The organism is Glutamicibacter nicotianae (assembly GCF_006539525.1).
GTDB classification, from domain to species: domain Bacteria; phylum Actinomycetota; class Actinomycetes; order Actinomycetales; family Micrococcaceae; genus Glutamicibacter; species Glutamicibacter nicotianae.
The window spans coordinates 145,808-160,071 of the sequence record NZ_BJNE01000006.1 but is presented as its reverse complement, the minus strand read 5'-3'; the positions used below and the strand labels follow the sequence as shown (position 1 = coordinate 160,071).

General features: G+C 61.6%; 13 protein-coding genes. 3 read left to right on the top strand and 10 right to left on the bottom strand.

What is annotated here, in order from left to right; all coding sequences use genetic code 11:
- Positions 1 to 10: 10 nt before the first annotated feature.
- Together ANI01nite_RS09220 and ANI01nite_RS09215 are read right to left on the bottom strand one after the other, a co-directional pair.
- A complete protein-coding gene (locus tag ANI01nite_RS09220) occupies positions 11 to 1,117 on the bottom strand; it encodes a histidinol-phosphate transaminase (RefSeq protein WP_141357550.1) in 1,107 nt (368 codons plus the stop codon).
- Between the two features lie 80 nt (positions 1,118 to 1,197).
- Positions 1,198 to 1,551, bottom strand: coding sequence for a LysM peptidoglycan-binding domain-containing protein (locus ANI01nite_RS09215; protein WP_052253918.1), 354 nt, complete (start codon positions 1,549 to 1,551; stop codon positions 1,198 to 1,200).
- Between the two features lie 258 nt (positions 1,552 to 1,809).
- Here ANI01nite_RS09215 and lexA point away from each other — a divergent pair, with 258 nt between their 5' ends.
- Positions 1,810 to 2,529, top strand: a complete 720-nt coding sequence (gene lexA / locus ANI01nite_RS09210) for a transcriptional repressor LexA (RefSeq protein ID WP_073706797.1) — start codon at positions 1,810 to 1,812, stop codon at positions 2,527 to 2,529.
- A gap of 56 nt (positions 2,530 to 2,585) precedes the next feature.
- Here the strand turns inward: lexA and ANI01nite_RS09205 are convergent, their stop codons facing one another.
- From ANI01nite_RS09205 to hflX, 3 genes are all read right to left on the bottom strand, one after another.
- Positions 2,586 to 3,665 (bottom strand): glycoside hydrolase family 76 protein, encoded by a 1,080-nt coding sequence (locus tag ANI01nite_RS09205; RefSeq protein ID WP_141357548.1) that lies wholly within the window; start codon positions 3,663 to 3,665, stop codon positions 2,586 to 2,588.
- 110 nt (positions 3,666 to 3,775) lie between these two features.
- Positions 3,776 to 5,773 carry an ATP-dependent DNA helicase gene (locus ANI01nite_RS09200; protein WP_038992597.1) on the bottom strand — a complete coding sequence of 666 codons (1,998 nt, stop codon included), beginning with the start codon at positions 5,771 to 5,773 and terminating at the stop codon, positions 3,776 to 3,778.
- Positions 5,766 to 7,334 (bottom strand): GTPase HflX, encoded by a 1,569-nt coding sequence (gene hflX / locus ANI01nite_RS09195; protein WP_038992598.1) that lies wholly within the window; start codon positions 7,332 to 7,334, stop codon positions 5,766 to 5,768. Before hflX ends, ANI01nite_RS09200 begins: the two co-directional genes overlap by 8 nt.
- Before the next feature lie 420 nt (positions 7,335 to 7,754).
- Between hflX and ANI01nite_RS09190 the strand changes: the two genes are divergently transcribed.
- Positions 7,755 to 8,360: a class I SAM-dependent methyltransferase gene (locus ANI01nite_RS09190; protein ID WP_038992599.1), complete on the top strand. Its 606-nt coding sequence runs from the start codon at positions 7,755 to 7,757 to the stop codon at positions 8,358 to 8,360.
- 70 nt (positions 8,361 to 8,430) lie between these two features.
- On the opposite strand, the gene dapF is transcribed toward ANI01nite_RS09190, so the two are convergent.
- From dapF to miaB, 3 genes are read right to left on the bottom strand one after another with little or no spacing between them, the layout of a single operon-like run.
- Complete coding sequence (gene dapF / locus ANI01nite_RS09185) at positions 8,431 to 9,366, bottom strand: diaminopimelate epimerase (protein ID WP_038992602.1); 936 nt, start codon at positions 9,364 to 9,366, stop codon at positions 8,431 to 8,433.
- A 32-nt stretch (positions 9,367 to 9,398) separates the two neighbouring features.
- Positions 9,399 to 10,301 carry a tRNA (adenosine(37)-N6)-dimethylallyltransferase MiaA gene (miaA, locus tag ANI01nite_RS09180; RefSeq protein WP_038992604.1) on the bottom strand — a complete coding sequence of 301 codons (903 nt, stop codon included), beginning with the start codon at positions 10,299 to 10,301 and terminating at the stop codon, positions 9,399 to 9,401.
- Between the two features lie 4 nt (positions 10,302 to 10,305).
- Positions 10,306 to 11,835, bottom strand: coding sequence for a tRNA (N6-isopentenyl adenosine(37)-C2)-methylthiotransferase MiaB (gene miaB, locus ANI01nite_RS09175; RefSeq protein ID WP_141357546.1), 1,530 nt, complete (start codon positions 11,833 to 11,835; stop codon positions 10,306 to 10,308).
- A gap of 172 nt (positions 11,836 to 12,007) precedes the next feature.
- Between miaB and ANI01nite_RS09170 the strand changes: the two genes are divergently transcribed.
- On the top strand, positions 12,008 to 12,316 hold the full coding sequence (locus tag ANI01nite_RS09170) for a hypothetical protein (RefSeq protein WP_141357544.1): 309 nt from the start codon (positions 12,008 to 12,010) through the stop codon (positions 12,314 to 12,316).
- Here ANI01nite_RS09170 and ANI01nite_RS09165 read toward each other — a convergent pair.
- Together ANI01nite_RS09165 and recA are read right to left on the bottom strand one after the other, a co-directional pair.
- On the bottom strand, positions 12,310 to 13,209 hold the full coding sequence (locus tag ANI01nite_RS09165) for a regulatory protein RecX (RefSeq protein WP_255314479.1): 900 nt from the start codon (positions 13,207 to 13,209) through the stop codon (positions 12,310 to 12,312). The genes ANI01nite_RS09170 and ANI01nite_RS09165 overlap by 7 nt on opposite strands.
- On the bottom strand, positions 13,209 to 14,261 hold the full coding sequence (gene recA, locus ANI01nite_RS09160) for a recombinase RecA (RefSeq protein ID WP_038992608.1): 1,053 nt from the start codon (positions 14,259 to 14,261) through the stop codon (positions 13,209 to 13,211). The genes ANI01nite_RS09165 and recA overlap by 1 nt, the downstream gene beginning before the upstream one ends.
- Positions 14,262 to 14,264: the final 3 nt, after the last annotated feature.

The window sequence follows — 14,264 nt, the reverse complement described above, 5'->3', positions numbered from 1 at the left end:
TTGTCTTTGATTACTTCTGCGAGCCGAGCAGTTCGGCAAGTCGTTCCAAGAAGGCTGTGGTTTCTGATTCGGTTCCGGCCGTAACACGCAAGGTCCCCGGAATTCCATTGTCGCGGATGATGATGCCGGCTTCCAACAGGCCTTCCCAAATAGCGTGGGGGTCTTCGACGCCACCGAAGAAGACGAAGTTGGAGTCGGAGACCGATGGCTTCAGGCCCAGTTCCTTCAAGCGCGCGACGATGCGGTCACGCTGGGACTTGATGTCTTCGACCTGCGCCAGCAGCAACTCGATGTTCTTCAAGGCGGCGATCGCCGTTGCCTGGGTCACGGCCGACAGGTGGTACGGCAGCCGCACCAAGCGGATGGCATCGGTGACCTCTGGCGCGGCGGCCAGGTAGCCGACGCGTGCGCCGGCTAGGCCGAATGCCTTGGACATGGTGCGCGAGACGATCAATCGCTGGCGGCCTTCAAGCAGACTCAGTGCGGACTTGGTGCTGGCCAAGGAGAATTCGGCGTACGCCTCGTCAACGATCACCATGCCGTTGTGCTCGCTCATGGCTTCGTACACGGCCGTGATGACATCAAGGCCAAGGGCGGTGCCGGTTGGGTTGTTCGGCGAGCACAGGAACACGATATTCGGTTTGTGCTCGTGGACCTGCGCGGCTGCAGATTCGGCGGACAGGGTGAAATCCTCGGCGCGTTCACCGGCGATATAGGTGGTATCAGTACCACTGGCCAACAGCGGGTACATGGAGTAGGTGGGGCCGAAGCTCATCACGGTACGGCCTGGACCACCGAAGGCTTGCAGGATCTGCTGCAGGATTTCATTCGAACCGTTCGCGGCCCAGATGTTCTCCTTGGTGAGCGAGTGGCCGAGGTAATCGGCAAGAAGTTCACGAAGCTCGGTGAACTCGCGGTCGGGATAGCGATTCAGACTTGCCGCTGCCTTGGCCACTTCCTGGGCAATGGCGTCTACGACTACCGGTGGCAACGGATGGGTGTTCTCGTTGACGTTCAGCTGGATCGGCACGTCAATTTGCGGTGCGCCATAAGGGGATAGCCCGCGGAGATTCTCACGCAAGGGCAGCTGACTCAAAAGTTCACTGCGGTCATTCACGCATCAAGTCTACGTGCGCAGCGAGCCCGCCAGTGAATCCGCTACGGCTGCAGGTAACAAACTCTAGCCAGCGGGGGAAGCTAACCGGCGAGGACCGGAATCGACAAGGTATCTCCAACCTGGATTTCGCTGCCGTCCAAGGCGTTGAGCTCCGCGATGTGGCCAACTGCGGAAGTCACGTCGTAACCGGTGGCATAGTCGCGAGCCAAACTCCATAGCGTATCCCCGGGGATCACGGTGACATCGATGGTTCCAACCCCAGCAGGATCTTCTGCCGCGGCATGCGCGTCAGAGGCGAACATGGAGAAGAAGAAAGCAGCAGCGATCGTGAGTGCGAAAACGGGCATCCCCACCAGCACAGCCCAACCGCGGCGGTTGATGCGGATTTTCAGCGGCGCTTGGGTCTGATCTGAGTCAAGTGCGACGGTAGCCATGACGTTGTCTCCTCAAGAAATTCAAGTGATGCGAATTTTTATTCGAAAGAACGGATTCGAAAACTTGTTCGAACCTCGTATATCTGTTCTAACAGAGATTCGCGGAACTTGTCCAGAAGTTTTCGAACAAATCTTTGAAAGAAGCTCGCTTATCTACTAAGATTTCGAAGTAGACGAGCAATGAAAACATCTCACCATCTAGCTCCGACAGTTTGGACACGCAAACTTTCGAATGATTGCTAGGGAAGGCAAAATCTCATGTCAGCATCACAACGCACTCCCCGATCGAATGCACGTTCGCTGACGATTCGCCAAAAGAAGATCCTTGAGACGATCCAGCGGTCTATCGGCAAGAACGGTTATCCGCCATCGATGCGTGAGATTGGCGACGCTGTCGGACTCAAGAGTCTTTCGAGCGTGACCCACCAGTTGAGCCAGTTGGAAAAGCTCGGCTATATCCGTCGAGACCCACGCCGTCCGCGCGCGATGGAAATCCTGCTTCCGCTGCAATTGTCCGACGATGCCGAAAAGGCCGAGGTCTCGGAGCCGGTCGAGCCGGCTGCCAGCGAAGACGCCAAGATCATTGAGCTGAGCACTTCTGCTGACACCACCATGGTTCCGCTGGTTGGCCGTATTGCTGCTGGCGGTCCGATCCTGGCAGAACAGTCCGTCGAAGATGTTTTCTCGTTGCCTCGTCAGCTCGTGGGCCACGGGGAACTGTTCATGCTCAAGGTTTCCGGCGATTCAATGGTTGACGCCGCGATTTGCGATGGCGACTGGGTAGTTGTCCGCCGACAGCAGACGGCAGACAACGGCGACATCGTCGCAGCCCTGCTGGACGAGGAAGCGACCGTCAAGACCTTCCGGCAGCGTGATGGGCATACTTGGCTGCTTCCACAGAACTCGCGCTACGAACCGATTTTGGGTGATGCAGCAAAGATCATGGGACGGGTCGTCTCGGTCATGCGCTCACTCTAGATTTCGTGTGGATATTGCGCTGGTGCTTTGCACCAGCGCAATTTTCGTTTAATCAGCTACTCGCCGGCCTCGAGCTCGATCTGGGCGGCCGCGGCGAAGATCATCCAGCGCTGGACTGCCGCCGAGAGCCGGCGCGGTTCCTGGTCGATCAGATGGCCTGCAGTTGCCGTGACCAGTTGCCTGGCCTGCTCCCTGCTTGGTGCTTCCAAGCGGTGATCTTTCGCGGCGAGGGCCAGATACCGGCACAGGATTCCGGCAAAAAGGTTCCCGTCTCCCCCGCGGTTGAACGCGAGTACTCGGGCCGCGGAAGACAGCGAGTGCGTGGTCGCATCGATCAGCACCTGGGCGTGAGCCAGATCGGCTGGCTCGCCAAGCTCAAGCAACGCGCCTAGCACCGTGCCCTGGTTATATGTATAGACCGCTGGCTCCATCGTGTGCCCCTGGCTGGTCAACCGCAGCCCGTCCAGATACAGCCCACGCTCGGCGCTGAACAGGTTCTTCTCCAGCCATTGGAGGACCTGCCGTGCGGTGTCCTCCTGGCCGGTTCGGCCGAAGAACAGGGCCGCCGGCGCATTGGCCGGCGTATTCTTGAAATCCCGATTTTTCGACCAGTACAGGCCGCCGCCCAGCACCTCGTCCATGCCAGCTTGAAGCTGTTCTCCCAGCACCCGCATTGCAGTCTGAGCAGCGTGGTTTCCTTCTCCCGTCACGGCCAGCGTGAACTGCGCCAGACGGCCGCTGGCCAAGGCAAGCCACGCCATATCGTCGAAGAAGTAGTTGGGCAGCATCCCGAAGTTGCGAATTCGAATGCCACGCAACAGATGATTGGCCCGGGCCAGCTCGGCACGCGCCGATTCCGCGTCGCCTGCGGCCAGATAGGAGTGGCCGTCATCAATGATGGCATCCAGATAATGCGCCTGCCACCAATAGTTCCACTCCGAAAACGGGTGCGCGCAGCCATTGAGATCGCTGAGCAAGCTTCCGTCGCGCAACCGGTGCGCCCTGCTGTAGCTCTGCCCAATCCAGGTTCCGGGCAGCCGCAAGACGCGCCGTCCGAAACGCTGATGGGTGTCGATGGCGGCTTGGTGTGCCAATTCCTGCATGGACTCCATGGTGCCTTCCGGTTCACGCGGCATCAGTTCTTGTCACAGACCTTAGTGCATCTCCAACCATCCTGCTGATAGTGCTTAAAGAACTTGAGCTGCCCCAAATCCGAGGACAGCTCAAGTTCGTGCTCTGGCTGCGGCTATTTCCCGTCCGGGTTCAAGCGCTGGAGAACTCCGGTGATGACCTTCTTGTCGACAGTCGGCCACATCGGCGGCAGCGTCGCTTTCAAGAAGCTGCCGTACCGTGCAGTGGCCATGCGCGAATCGAGGATCGCCACCACGCCCTTGTCCCCGACCGAACGAATCAGGCGTCCAGCGCCCTGTGCCAGGCGAATCGCCGCATGGGTGGCGGCCACCTGCATGAAGCCGTTGCCGCCATGCTTGGCCACGTCCTCGGAACGGGCTTTGGAGATCGGATCGTCCGGGCGCGGGAACGGGATCTTGTCGATGATGACCAGCCGGCAGGAATCTCCTGGCACGTCCACGCCCTGCCACAGGGTCATGGTTCCGAACAGGCAGGTGTCGCGTTCGCTGCTGAACTGCTCGACCAGCGACTTCATGCTGCCCTCGCCCTGGCACAGGATCTCCACGTCCAGGCGTTCGCGCAAGATGCTTGCCGCTTCTTCGGCGGAGCGTTTCGAAGTGAACAGAGCCAGTGCACCGCCGCCGGAGGCCTTGATGAGATCCTCGATCTCATCCAGCGTCTCGGCAGCCAGTTGGCGGCCCGGCTTGGGCAGATGCTTGGCTACGTACAGGATGCCCTGCTTCGGGTAATCGAAGGGACTGCCGACGTCCACGCCGGTCCAGGACGGAGCCCCGGCGCCCATCAGACCCAGGGAGCCTGCGACCGAGTCGAACTGCGCGCCGATAGCCAAGGTAGCGCTGGTCAAGACGACCGTGCGCCCGTCGAAAAGCCCTTCGCGCAGCTTGCCGGCAACGGACAACGGGGCAACGTTCAACGTGGCTGGCTGGGTCTCGTCAGCTTCGACGTAGCCCCGGCCTTCGACAAACTCCCGCGGACGGGTGGTGTACAGCACCTCGCGGCGCTCTTCGGATTCGAGCATGCGAATCGCATCGTCCATCACCGCCTGCAGCTGGGAGCGGGCGGTCTGTCGTCCGCCGTCAGCCGGTGCATTGGCTTCGGGCTTGGACAGCGCCAACGCCAGCCGGGCCTGTTCCACGATGTCGTTCAGGGCGATGCCCATGTCTTCGCGCAGGCCATGTTCCAGCAGTCCCGTGGGCACACCGGTCAACGACTTCTCCAAGCGGTTCGCCGCCTTGACCATCTCGTCCACGTTCACTCCGCAATGGCGTTTGGCGCCGCCTGCCGCGGTGAGCACCATGCGTGCGGAGAGCGCCCCGGACACCGAGCTGGTCACGCGGTCTTGCAGTTCGTGGGCCTCATCGATGATTGCGACTTCGAAGTCCGGGAGGACCGAAAGCCCCTCGAAGGCCGATACCGCCAGCAGGGCGTGGTTGGTAATGACCACGTCCGCCTCCGCGGCACGGGCACGAGCCATCTCCGAGAAGCATTCATCAGCCATCGGGCACTTCTGCGACCCCAAGCACTCCATGGCCGAAACCGAGACCTGCTTCCACGCCTTGTCGCTGACCCCGGGCACCAGCTCATCGCGGTCACCGGTCTCAGTCTCTTCAGCCCATTCGCGTAGCTTCATGACCTCGCTGGCCAACGGCGAATAGGTGGTGCCGGCAGGAGCTGCCGGCTCATCCATCGAGAAAAGCGTGCCTTCGTCATCCGGGTACCCGCCGCCGAGCTTGTACTGGCACAGGTAGTTCGAGCGTCCCTTGAGCAGGGCCACATCCATCGGGCGCGAGAGCTTGCCCTTGAGCGATTCGAGCAACCGCGGCACGTCACGGCCGACAATCTGCGATTGCAGCGCCAAGGTCGCGGTGGAGACGATCACCGGCTTGGCGCTGGTCTGCGCGTGGGCCAACGCCGGAATCAGGTAGCCCATCGACTTGCCGGTGCCGGTGCCTGCCTGCACCAGCAAGTGCTTTTCATCTTCCAGCGCGCTGACCACATGCTTGACCATTTCCTGCTGGCCGGTGCGCATGGCACCGCCCATGGAAGTGACCGCGGCCTCCAGGAGCCCCAGGGCCTGCTCTTGCTTATCCATGAAGGTTGAAGGTCTCCAACTCTGCAGCTAGGGAATCGCGCACCTTGACGATCATCCGGGTGCCCTCCTCCAGGTGTTCGCTTTCCAAGATCTCTGATTCGCTCTGGTGCAGCTTGGCGATCAAATCCCCGCGGTTGTAGGGAATGAGCACCTCAAGCTGGATGCCGGGGCGTGGAATCGATGAGCTGATCTTTTCGAGCAGCTCCTGGATGCCTTCACCGGTGTGCGCGGAGACGACCACGGTGTTGGATTCCCGGTTGCGGATGCGTTCGACGACGAACGGGTCAGCCACATCGGCCTTGTTGACCACGATGATCTCTGGAATGTTCAACGCGTCGACTTCGCCGAGCACGGTGCGCACGGCCTGGATCTGCCCTTCGGGATCAGGGTGGGACCCGTCAACGACGTGCAGGATGAGATCCGAATCGGCGATTTCCTCCAGCGTGGATCGGAAGGCTTCCACCAGCTGGGTCGGGAGGTTGGATACGAAGCCGACGGTATCGGCCAGCGTGTAGGTCAACCCGTCCTCGGTCGCCGACTGGCGGACGGTTGGATCCAGGGTAGCGAACAGCGCGTTCTCCACCAGCACCCCGGCGTTGGTCAAGCGGTTGAGCAGCGAGGATTTGCCGGCGTTGGTGTAGCCGGCAATGGCCACGGCTGGAACCGCATTGCGCTTGCGGTTGGCACGCTTGGCTTCACGCGCAGGCTTCATGGCCTTGATCTCGCGGCGCAGCTTCGCCATGCGGTCGCGAATGCGGCGGCGGTCCATCTCGATCTTGGTTTCACCCGGTCCACGCGAACCGATGCCGCCACCGGCGGCACCTACGCGGCCACCGGCCTGGCGGGACATCGATTCGCCCCAGCCGCGAAGACGTGGCAGCAGGTATTCGAGCTGGGCCAGTTCAACCTGGGCCTTGCCCTCGCGCGATTGGGCATGCTGCGCAAAGATGTCCAGGATCAGGCTGGTGCGGTCGATGACCTTGACCTTGACGATGTCTTCCAGGGCGCGGCGCTGCGATGGCGCCAGCTCTGCATCGACAATCACGGTATCGGCACCCGTTGACGCAACGATTCCGCGCAGCTCTTCGGCCTTGCCCGAGCCGAGGAAGGTCGAAGGGTCCGGCTTGCTGCGGCGCTGCACCAGGCCATCGAGGACTTCGGAACCTGCGGTCTCCGCCAAGGCGGCGAGCTCGCGCAGGGAGTTCTCGGCGTCGGCGACGGTACCATCGCTCCAGATGCCCGCCAGCACGACGCGTTCCAAGCGCAGCTGGCGGTATTCAACCTCGGTGACGTCTTCCAGTTCCGTGGACAGGCCTGCGACGCGACGCAGCGCGCGGCGATCCTCCAGATCTTCCTGGTCCCCGTCGAAATTGCTGAGGCCTGAGGAAAAGCGGTTCAGTGCAGTAGCCTGGCCAGCGAAAATGGAATTCTCTTCTTCGCCGAAGTGCTGAACCTGCGGGCTCTGCGCATCATCGGCTGCGAGAATTCGATCGATGGCGGCCTGGATCTGGGCATCATCCATCGATGCCGAATCGTGCTCGTGTGACTCGGAGTTAGTCATGGTCTCCTTAGAAGTACTTCGCTTTCCAGAATAGTGCGGGTGGACCCCACTTTGCGACGTGGCGCGTTCAGTTTCGGTTGGTTCATCAAACATTCGTGGTCCTTTGCAAGGAGTAAAGGTCTATGGGCAGACAGGTGAATGCATGGTTACCGGTAAGCAACGGCGTGTGCGGTGTTCTGGAAAGAAGAACTGCCAGGTAATGGGAAATGACTTTGCCGTCTGCTGATTCAGCCCGGTGGGCGCGCAAGAACTGCGCGGCCAGCTCGTGGAACCGCGGGTAACCAAGAGGGCTACGTATTAGACGAAAATGAAAGTCATAGGGAAAACTCTATCAGTGATATCTGCGCACGCCCATATCGCCTTGCTCACGTTGCCGACGCTGATCTTTGGGGTATCCGTACTGGGCGATAAGCTTTGCCTATGACCTCGGATCACTACTTCACCGCCAGCCCGGCCTCGGCAGATGAACGGCGCACCATCGAAGTCGAGCTCAACGGCTCGTTGCGCAAAGTGCAGACGGCCTCGGGAATCTTCTCCCCCGCCGGTCTGGACAAGGGAACGGCGGTGCTGCTGCAGTACGTGCCAACCCCTCGCGGACGTATTCTGGATATCGGGTGCGGCTGGGGACCCATCACCCTGGCCGCCGCCGAGCAGTCCCCCCAGTCCGAGGTCTACGGCGTGGATGTCAATGAGCGTTCCATCGACCTGGCCCGCTTGAACGCCGCGGCGCTCGGCTTGTCCAACGTAGTTGTCGGCACCCCTGAGTCCGTGGATCCGAGCCTGCAATTCGACACCATCTGGTCGAACCCGCCCATTCGCATCGGCAAGGATGCCCTGCATGAATTGCTGATGCTGTGGTTGCCGCGGTTGGCCCCGGGTGGCGAGGCATGGATGGTGGTGCAGAAGAACCTGGGTAGCGATTCGCTGCAGAAGTGGCTGGTTGAGCAGCTTCCCTCGGATTGGAAGATCACCCGTGAAGCGACCGCCAAGGCCTTCCGAGTGCTGAAGGTAGCGCGTCCGGCCTGATTGCCAAAAGCAAAATCGCAGAATCGCTCGCGAGGCTATTCTGCGATTTTTGCTATAGAGCCGATCAGGTCTACTCTGAACCGATGATCCCGCGTGCAACCAGGTCTGCCGGGCCGCTGAGGATCGTATCTTCGCCGCCCTCTGCATTTCCACGGAATTCAACGCCGACGACACCGCCGGGCACCTTGACAGCCCACTGGTTGATCAGCGCGGTGCTGCGTGCCCAGTAGCGTACGGCTGCCGCGGCCGCACACGCACCGGTACCGCATGAGAGCGTCTCGCCGACCCCGCGTTCATGGACGCGCATCTGGACCTGGGCAACCCCGTCCTCTTCGATCAGCGGCTCGGAAGGAACCACGAATTCCACGTTGGTGCCGTTGGCAGGGACCGGAGATACCTCTGGGGCTTGGAACAGGTCCAGTTCTTCAAGCATCTGGACGTCTGGCAAGGCAACTACGGTGTGCGGGTTGCCCATGGTGATGCTCAAGGCCGGCAGCGCCTGCTCCCAGCCTCTGGGCTTGACCATGGAGTCCACCGATTTTTCGGCGGCTTCCTGCTCGAAGATCAATCCCCAGGGGCCGAGGTTCACCGCGTAGCCATCAGCGAGTCGGGTAATTTCCTTGACGCCGGCACGGCTGCCGATCTGGAAACTTTGCCCTACCTGGAGGCTCACGAGCCCTTCGGCAATCAGGTAGTGAGCGAAGGCGCGTACGCCGTTGCCGCACATCTCGGCGATGGAGCCGTCGTTGTTCCGGTAATCCATGAACCAGTAGGCCTTGGGATGCTCCAGGAACTGCCCTTCGTATCCGGGAACCTTGGCGGTGGGCACGGCACGGATCAGGCCGTCACCGCCAACGCCGAAGCGGCGGTGGCACAGGGCCGCCACCTGTTCGGCGTTGAGATCCAGCTGCGCTTCCGGGTCGGCAATCAGCACGAAGTCGTTGCCGGTGGCATGGCCCTTGGCGAAACGTTGTCCGGCCAGCTGACCTAATTCGGTGCGGTACATCAATGCTCCTAGAGTTTTCGTTCGTACGTTGGCTAGCCGATGATCTGCAGTGTTTTTTCCAGCAGCCCAGGTTCCAGCGGGTTCAGCCAGTTGACCCGCTCATCTGCGTTGAACCAGGTGATTTGGCGTCGCGCGAACTTGCGGGTGGCAATGACCGTCTGGTCAATGGCTTCGTCCCGGGTGATCTGCCCGTCGAGGAAGTCGATGTACTGCTGGTAGCCGATGGCGCGCGAGGCGGTCTTGCCGTCGCGCAATCCCTGGCCGAGCAGTCCCTCGACTTCCGCGGCCAATCCCATGGCATCCATCTTGTGCACTCGAGTTTCCAAGGCCTCATGCAATGCCTGGCGGTCGTAGTTCAAGCCGATCTGGATTGCCGGAGCGGCATACTCGCGTTGCGGCATGAAGGAGCTGAAGGCCCGACCGGAAATCTCGTGGACTTCAAGGGCGCGGATCGCGCGGCGCAAGTCAAGATTGCGTGCTGCGGATACCGGGTCAACCTCAGCCAGCCGGCGGCGCAGCGGTCCGTCTCCTTGAGCCTCGACCTCGGCCTCCAGCCGTTTCCTGACGTCTGGATCTGTCGGCGGGAAATCGATGACATCAAGGGCCGCCCGCACATACAGTCCCGAGCCTCCGACCATCACCGGAACCTTGCCGCGGGCACGGATTTGGGCGAAGTGGTCGCGGGCTTCGGCTTGGAAGGCGGCAACGGATGCTTCCTCGGTGATGCCCATGGTGTCGAGCAGGTGATGCTCGATGCCGCCACGCTCATTCACCGGCAGCTTCGCGGTGCCGATGTCCATGCCGCGGTAGAACTGCAGGGCATCGGAATTGACGATTTCCCCGCCCAGTTCCTGCGCCACGGCGATGGCCAAGTCCGACTTGCCGGTACCTGTGGGACCGACGATCGCAATCACCGGCAGGTTCGAAGTGGCCATATGGCTAGCTGCGCACTTTCAACGTCGGCATGCCCAAGCTCGTGCGGCCCTTGGATCCGCTCCCCGCCGGCGCTGGAACCCCGCAGCTTTCGGCCTGCGCCCGGTCCCACGCATCCCCGGCGCGCGAACGACGCAGGGAGTACTGGTCCACGGTGGGATCCGAGATCAGGTGGAATGCCGCCACTTCGGTGATCGGCAGGGTTACCAGGTCGCCAGGGCGCGGGGCCTGGGCACCTTCAGGTACCGAGAAGTGCACCAGGCGCTGGTCCTGCGAGCGTCCGGAGAAACGGTGGGTCTCTTCGGCCTTGCGTCCGGATTGGTCGGTGGCCATGACTTCCACGGTACGGCCCAGCTGCTTCGCGTTCTCCTCCTTGGAAATGCGGTCCTGCAACGCCGTCAAGCGCTCATAGCGTTCCTGCACCACTGCCTTGGGAAGCTGCTCGTCCAGGTCGGCTGCCGGCGTGCCCGGACGTTTGGAGTACTGGAAGGTGAAGGCCGAGGAGAACCGCGACGCTTCAACCACGTCGAGGGTGGCCTGGAAGTCTTCTTCGGTTTCACCCGGGAAGCCGACAATGATGTCGGTGGTGATTGCCGCATGCGGGATGCGTTCGCGGACCTTGTCCAGGATGCCGAGGAATTTCTTGGACCGGTAGGAGCGGCGCATGTCCTTGAGCACCTTGTCCGAGCCGGACTGCAGCGGCATGTGCAGCTGCGGCATCACGTTAGGTGTTTCCGCCATGGCATCGATGACGTCATCGGTGAAGGCCGCCGGGTGCGGGCTGGTGAAGCGCACGCGTTCCAGTCCTTCGATTTCACCGCAAGCGCGCAGCAGCTTGCCGAAGGCCAGGCGGTCTCCGAATTCCACGCCGTAGGAGTTCACATTTTGGCCCAGCAGGGTCACTTCGATGGCGCCGTCGTCTACGAGGGCCTGGATTTCGGCGAGGATCTCGCCCGGGCGGCGGTCCCGCTCCTTGCCGCGCAGGGAAGGGACGATGCAGAAGGTGCAGGTGTTATTGCACCCTACGGAGATGGAGACCCAGCCGGCGTACACGGATTCGCGTCGGGTAGGCAACGTGGAGGGGAAGACATCCAGGGATTCAAGGATCTCCAGTTGCGCCTTCTGGTTGTGGCGCGAGCGGGCCAGCAGCGTGGGCAGCGAGCCGATGTTGTGCGTGCCGAAAACCACGTCGACCCATGGGGCCTTCTTGATGATGGTGTCGCGGTCCTTCTGAGCAAGGCAGCCGCCGACGGCAATTTGCATATTGGGGCGTTCAGCCTTCAGGTTCTTGAGCATGCCCAGGTGCCCGTACAGCTTGTTGTCTGCGTTCTCACGCACTGCGCAGGTGTTGAAGACAACAACGTCGGCGACTTCTTCGGCCAGCTCTTCCGGCTTGCGGCTCAGCCCTGCATCTTCCAGCAGGCCAGAGAGGCGCTCGGAGTCGTGGACGTTCATTTGGCAGCCGAAGGTACGTACCTCATAGGTACGGGGTAGTTCTTCGCTGCCGATGTTGCTCAAGGTATGTTGCTCAGTCACCCTTAAAGATTACCGAAGATCGGGTGCCGCTGAAATGTAGGCGAGCCTCCGCTGGACTCCTGGTTGCCTTCACGGTTACGGCCTAGTGGCCGTCGGTGCGCGCCTTCGGGTGGAAGGCCAGGAAAAGGAATAGGCTTTTCGATAGCTGATTCGGCGTATGAAAGGGCAACCCGTGGAAAACCATTCGCCAGGCAAGCACCAGAAAACCGGCAAGTACCGACCGTTGCGGTTGTCGCGCGGCATGAAGATCTTCCACTGGTGGATGGCAGGATTATCCGCGCTTTTCCTTCTCGCCATCCCGATCGCTATTGGCATCATCCCGCCCATTGATGGACAAACCGACAGCCTGCTGTTCAATATCGGTGTCGGCTCGATGCTTGCCGGGGTCCTGGTCTTGAGCCTCTGGGCCTACCAGGGCATTGACGATTGGCTTGAGCGCCGGAGAAACGCACCAGGGCGGCATCCGAAACGACATCAGTAGCGATTGCCGAAGCGCTCTTCCCATTCCTCGCGGGCGACCTTGAACGCCATGCCGCCGTTGTAGCCTTTGCGGCCCAGCATCCCCACGAGCCGGCGCAGGGCTTTGTCCCGATCGGCGCCCATGGATTCGGGACGCAGCTTCGCGCGCACCAGTTCGCGGGCTCGCTGCTCCTCCGCTTCGTCATCGATTTGCTCCAGCGCTTCAGCGGCCAGCTCGTCGTCCACCCCCTTGGTGCGCAGCTCGCGCTTGATCGCACCGCGGGCTAATCCACGCGAGCGAGCGCGGGCAACGACCCAGGACTTCGCAAAGCGTTCATCATCCACGAGGTTGATCTCGGCATAGCGGTCGATGACCTCATCGGCAATGTCTTCCGGGCATTCATTCTCAAGGAGCTTGTCTTTGAGCTGCTTGGCGGTCTTGTCGCTGGCCGTGAGCTGGCGCAGCAAAATTCCGCGCGCCTTTTCCCGCCACTGGTCGTCGCTGAGCTCTTCAGGCTCCCCCGCTTGGCGGGCAGCTTTTCGCGCTTCGCGCGCTTCGCGGCGTTCCTGCTTCGACGGTTTGGCCGGCGCGGGCGCAGCCACAATCTGCTCCATGGCCGCGCGCAGCTCTTCGATGCTGCCCGGTTTCGCCGGCTGCTCGGAGAAACTGGCAATGGTTCGCGAGGTGCTGCCGGCCGGCATTGCAGGCGCCGCAGCGCGCTGGGATGCCCGCTGAGCCTCCCGGTCCCGCTTGGCTGATTCCCCAGCCGCTTGGGCTTCCAATTCTTCCGGGCTGGGCTTGGCCCAGTCCGGCATGTCTTCGAGGTCGCCCTGGAACTCTTTGGAAACGGACGTAGCGTCCGACCCGGAATTCTTTCCGGGTCGGACGCTACGTCGTTGGAAGCCTGAGGCCACTACTGATCGCCCTCGACGACTCGCAGTTCTGTCTCGTCTTCTTCAACTTCTTCCATTGGCAGGACGCCGAGCTTCTGCAGGATCTGGCGTTCGAGCTCGTTGGCCAGATCCGGGTTGTCGCGCAGGAAGCGGCGGGCGTTTTCCTTGCCCTGGCCCAGCTGGTCTCCGTCATAGGTGAACCAGGCACCGGACTTCTTGACCAGGTTGTGCTCGACGCCCATGTCGATGAGCGAGCCTTCCTTGGAGATGCCGTGGCCGTACAGGATGTCGAACTCGGCCTGCTTGAAAGGAGGAGCCATCTTGTTCTTGACGATCTTGCAGCGGGTACGGTTGCCGACCGCGTTGGTGCCCTCTTTCAGGGTCTCGATGCGGCGGATATCGATGCGCACCGAAGCGTAGAACTTCAGCGCCTTGCCACCTGTGGTGGTTTCCGGGCTGCCGAAGAAGACACCGATTTTCTCACGCAGCTGGTTGATGAAGATTGCGGTGGTCTTCGAGGCCGAGAGGCGGCCGGTGATCTTGCGCAATGCCTGGGACATCAGTCGAGCCTGCAGGCCGACGTGGCTGTCGCCCATCTCGCCTTCGATTTCGGCGCGGGGAACCAGTGCCGCCACGGAGTCGATGACGATGATATCCAGTGCACCGGAGCCCACGAGCATATCCATGATTTCCAGTGCCTGCTCGCCGGTATCCGGCTGGGAGACCAGCAGCGCATCGGTGTCGACGCCCAGCTTCTTGGCGTATTCCGGATCCAGCGCGTGCTCGGCATCGATGAATGCCGCGACACCGCCGGCCTTCTGTGCGCTGGCGACTGCGTGCAGGGCAACCGTGGTCTTGCCCGAAGATTCCGGACCATAGATCTCCACCACGCGGCCGCGTGGCAATCCGCCAATGCCAAGGGCGGCATCCAGGGCAACCGAGCCGGTAGGGATTACTTCAATGGGTGCGCGGGTTTCGTCGCCCAGGCGCATGACCGAGCCTTTGCCATAGGCCTTGTCAATTTGGCCCAGGACAGCCTCTAGCGCCTTTTCCCGATCATTTTTTGCTGCCATGGT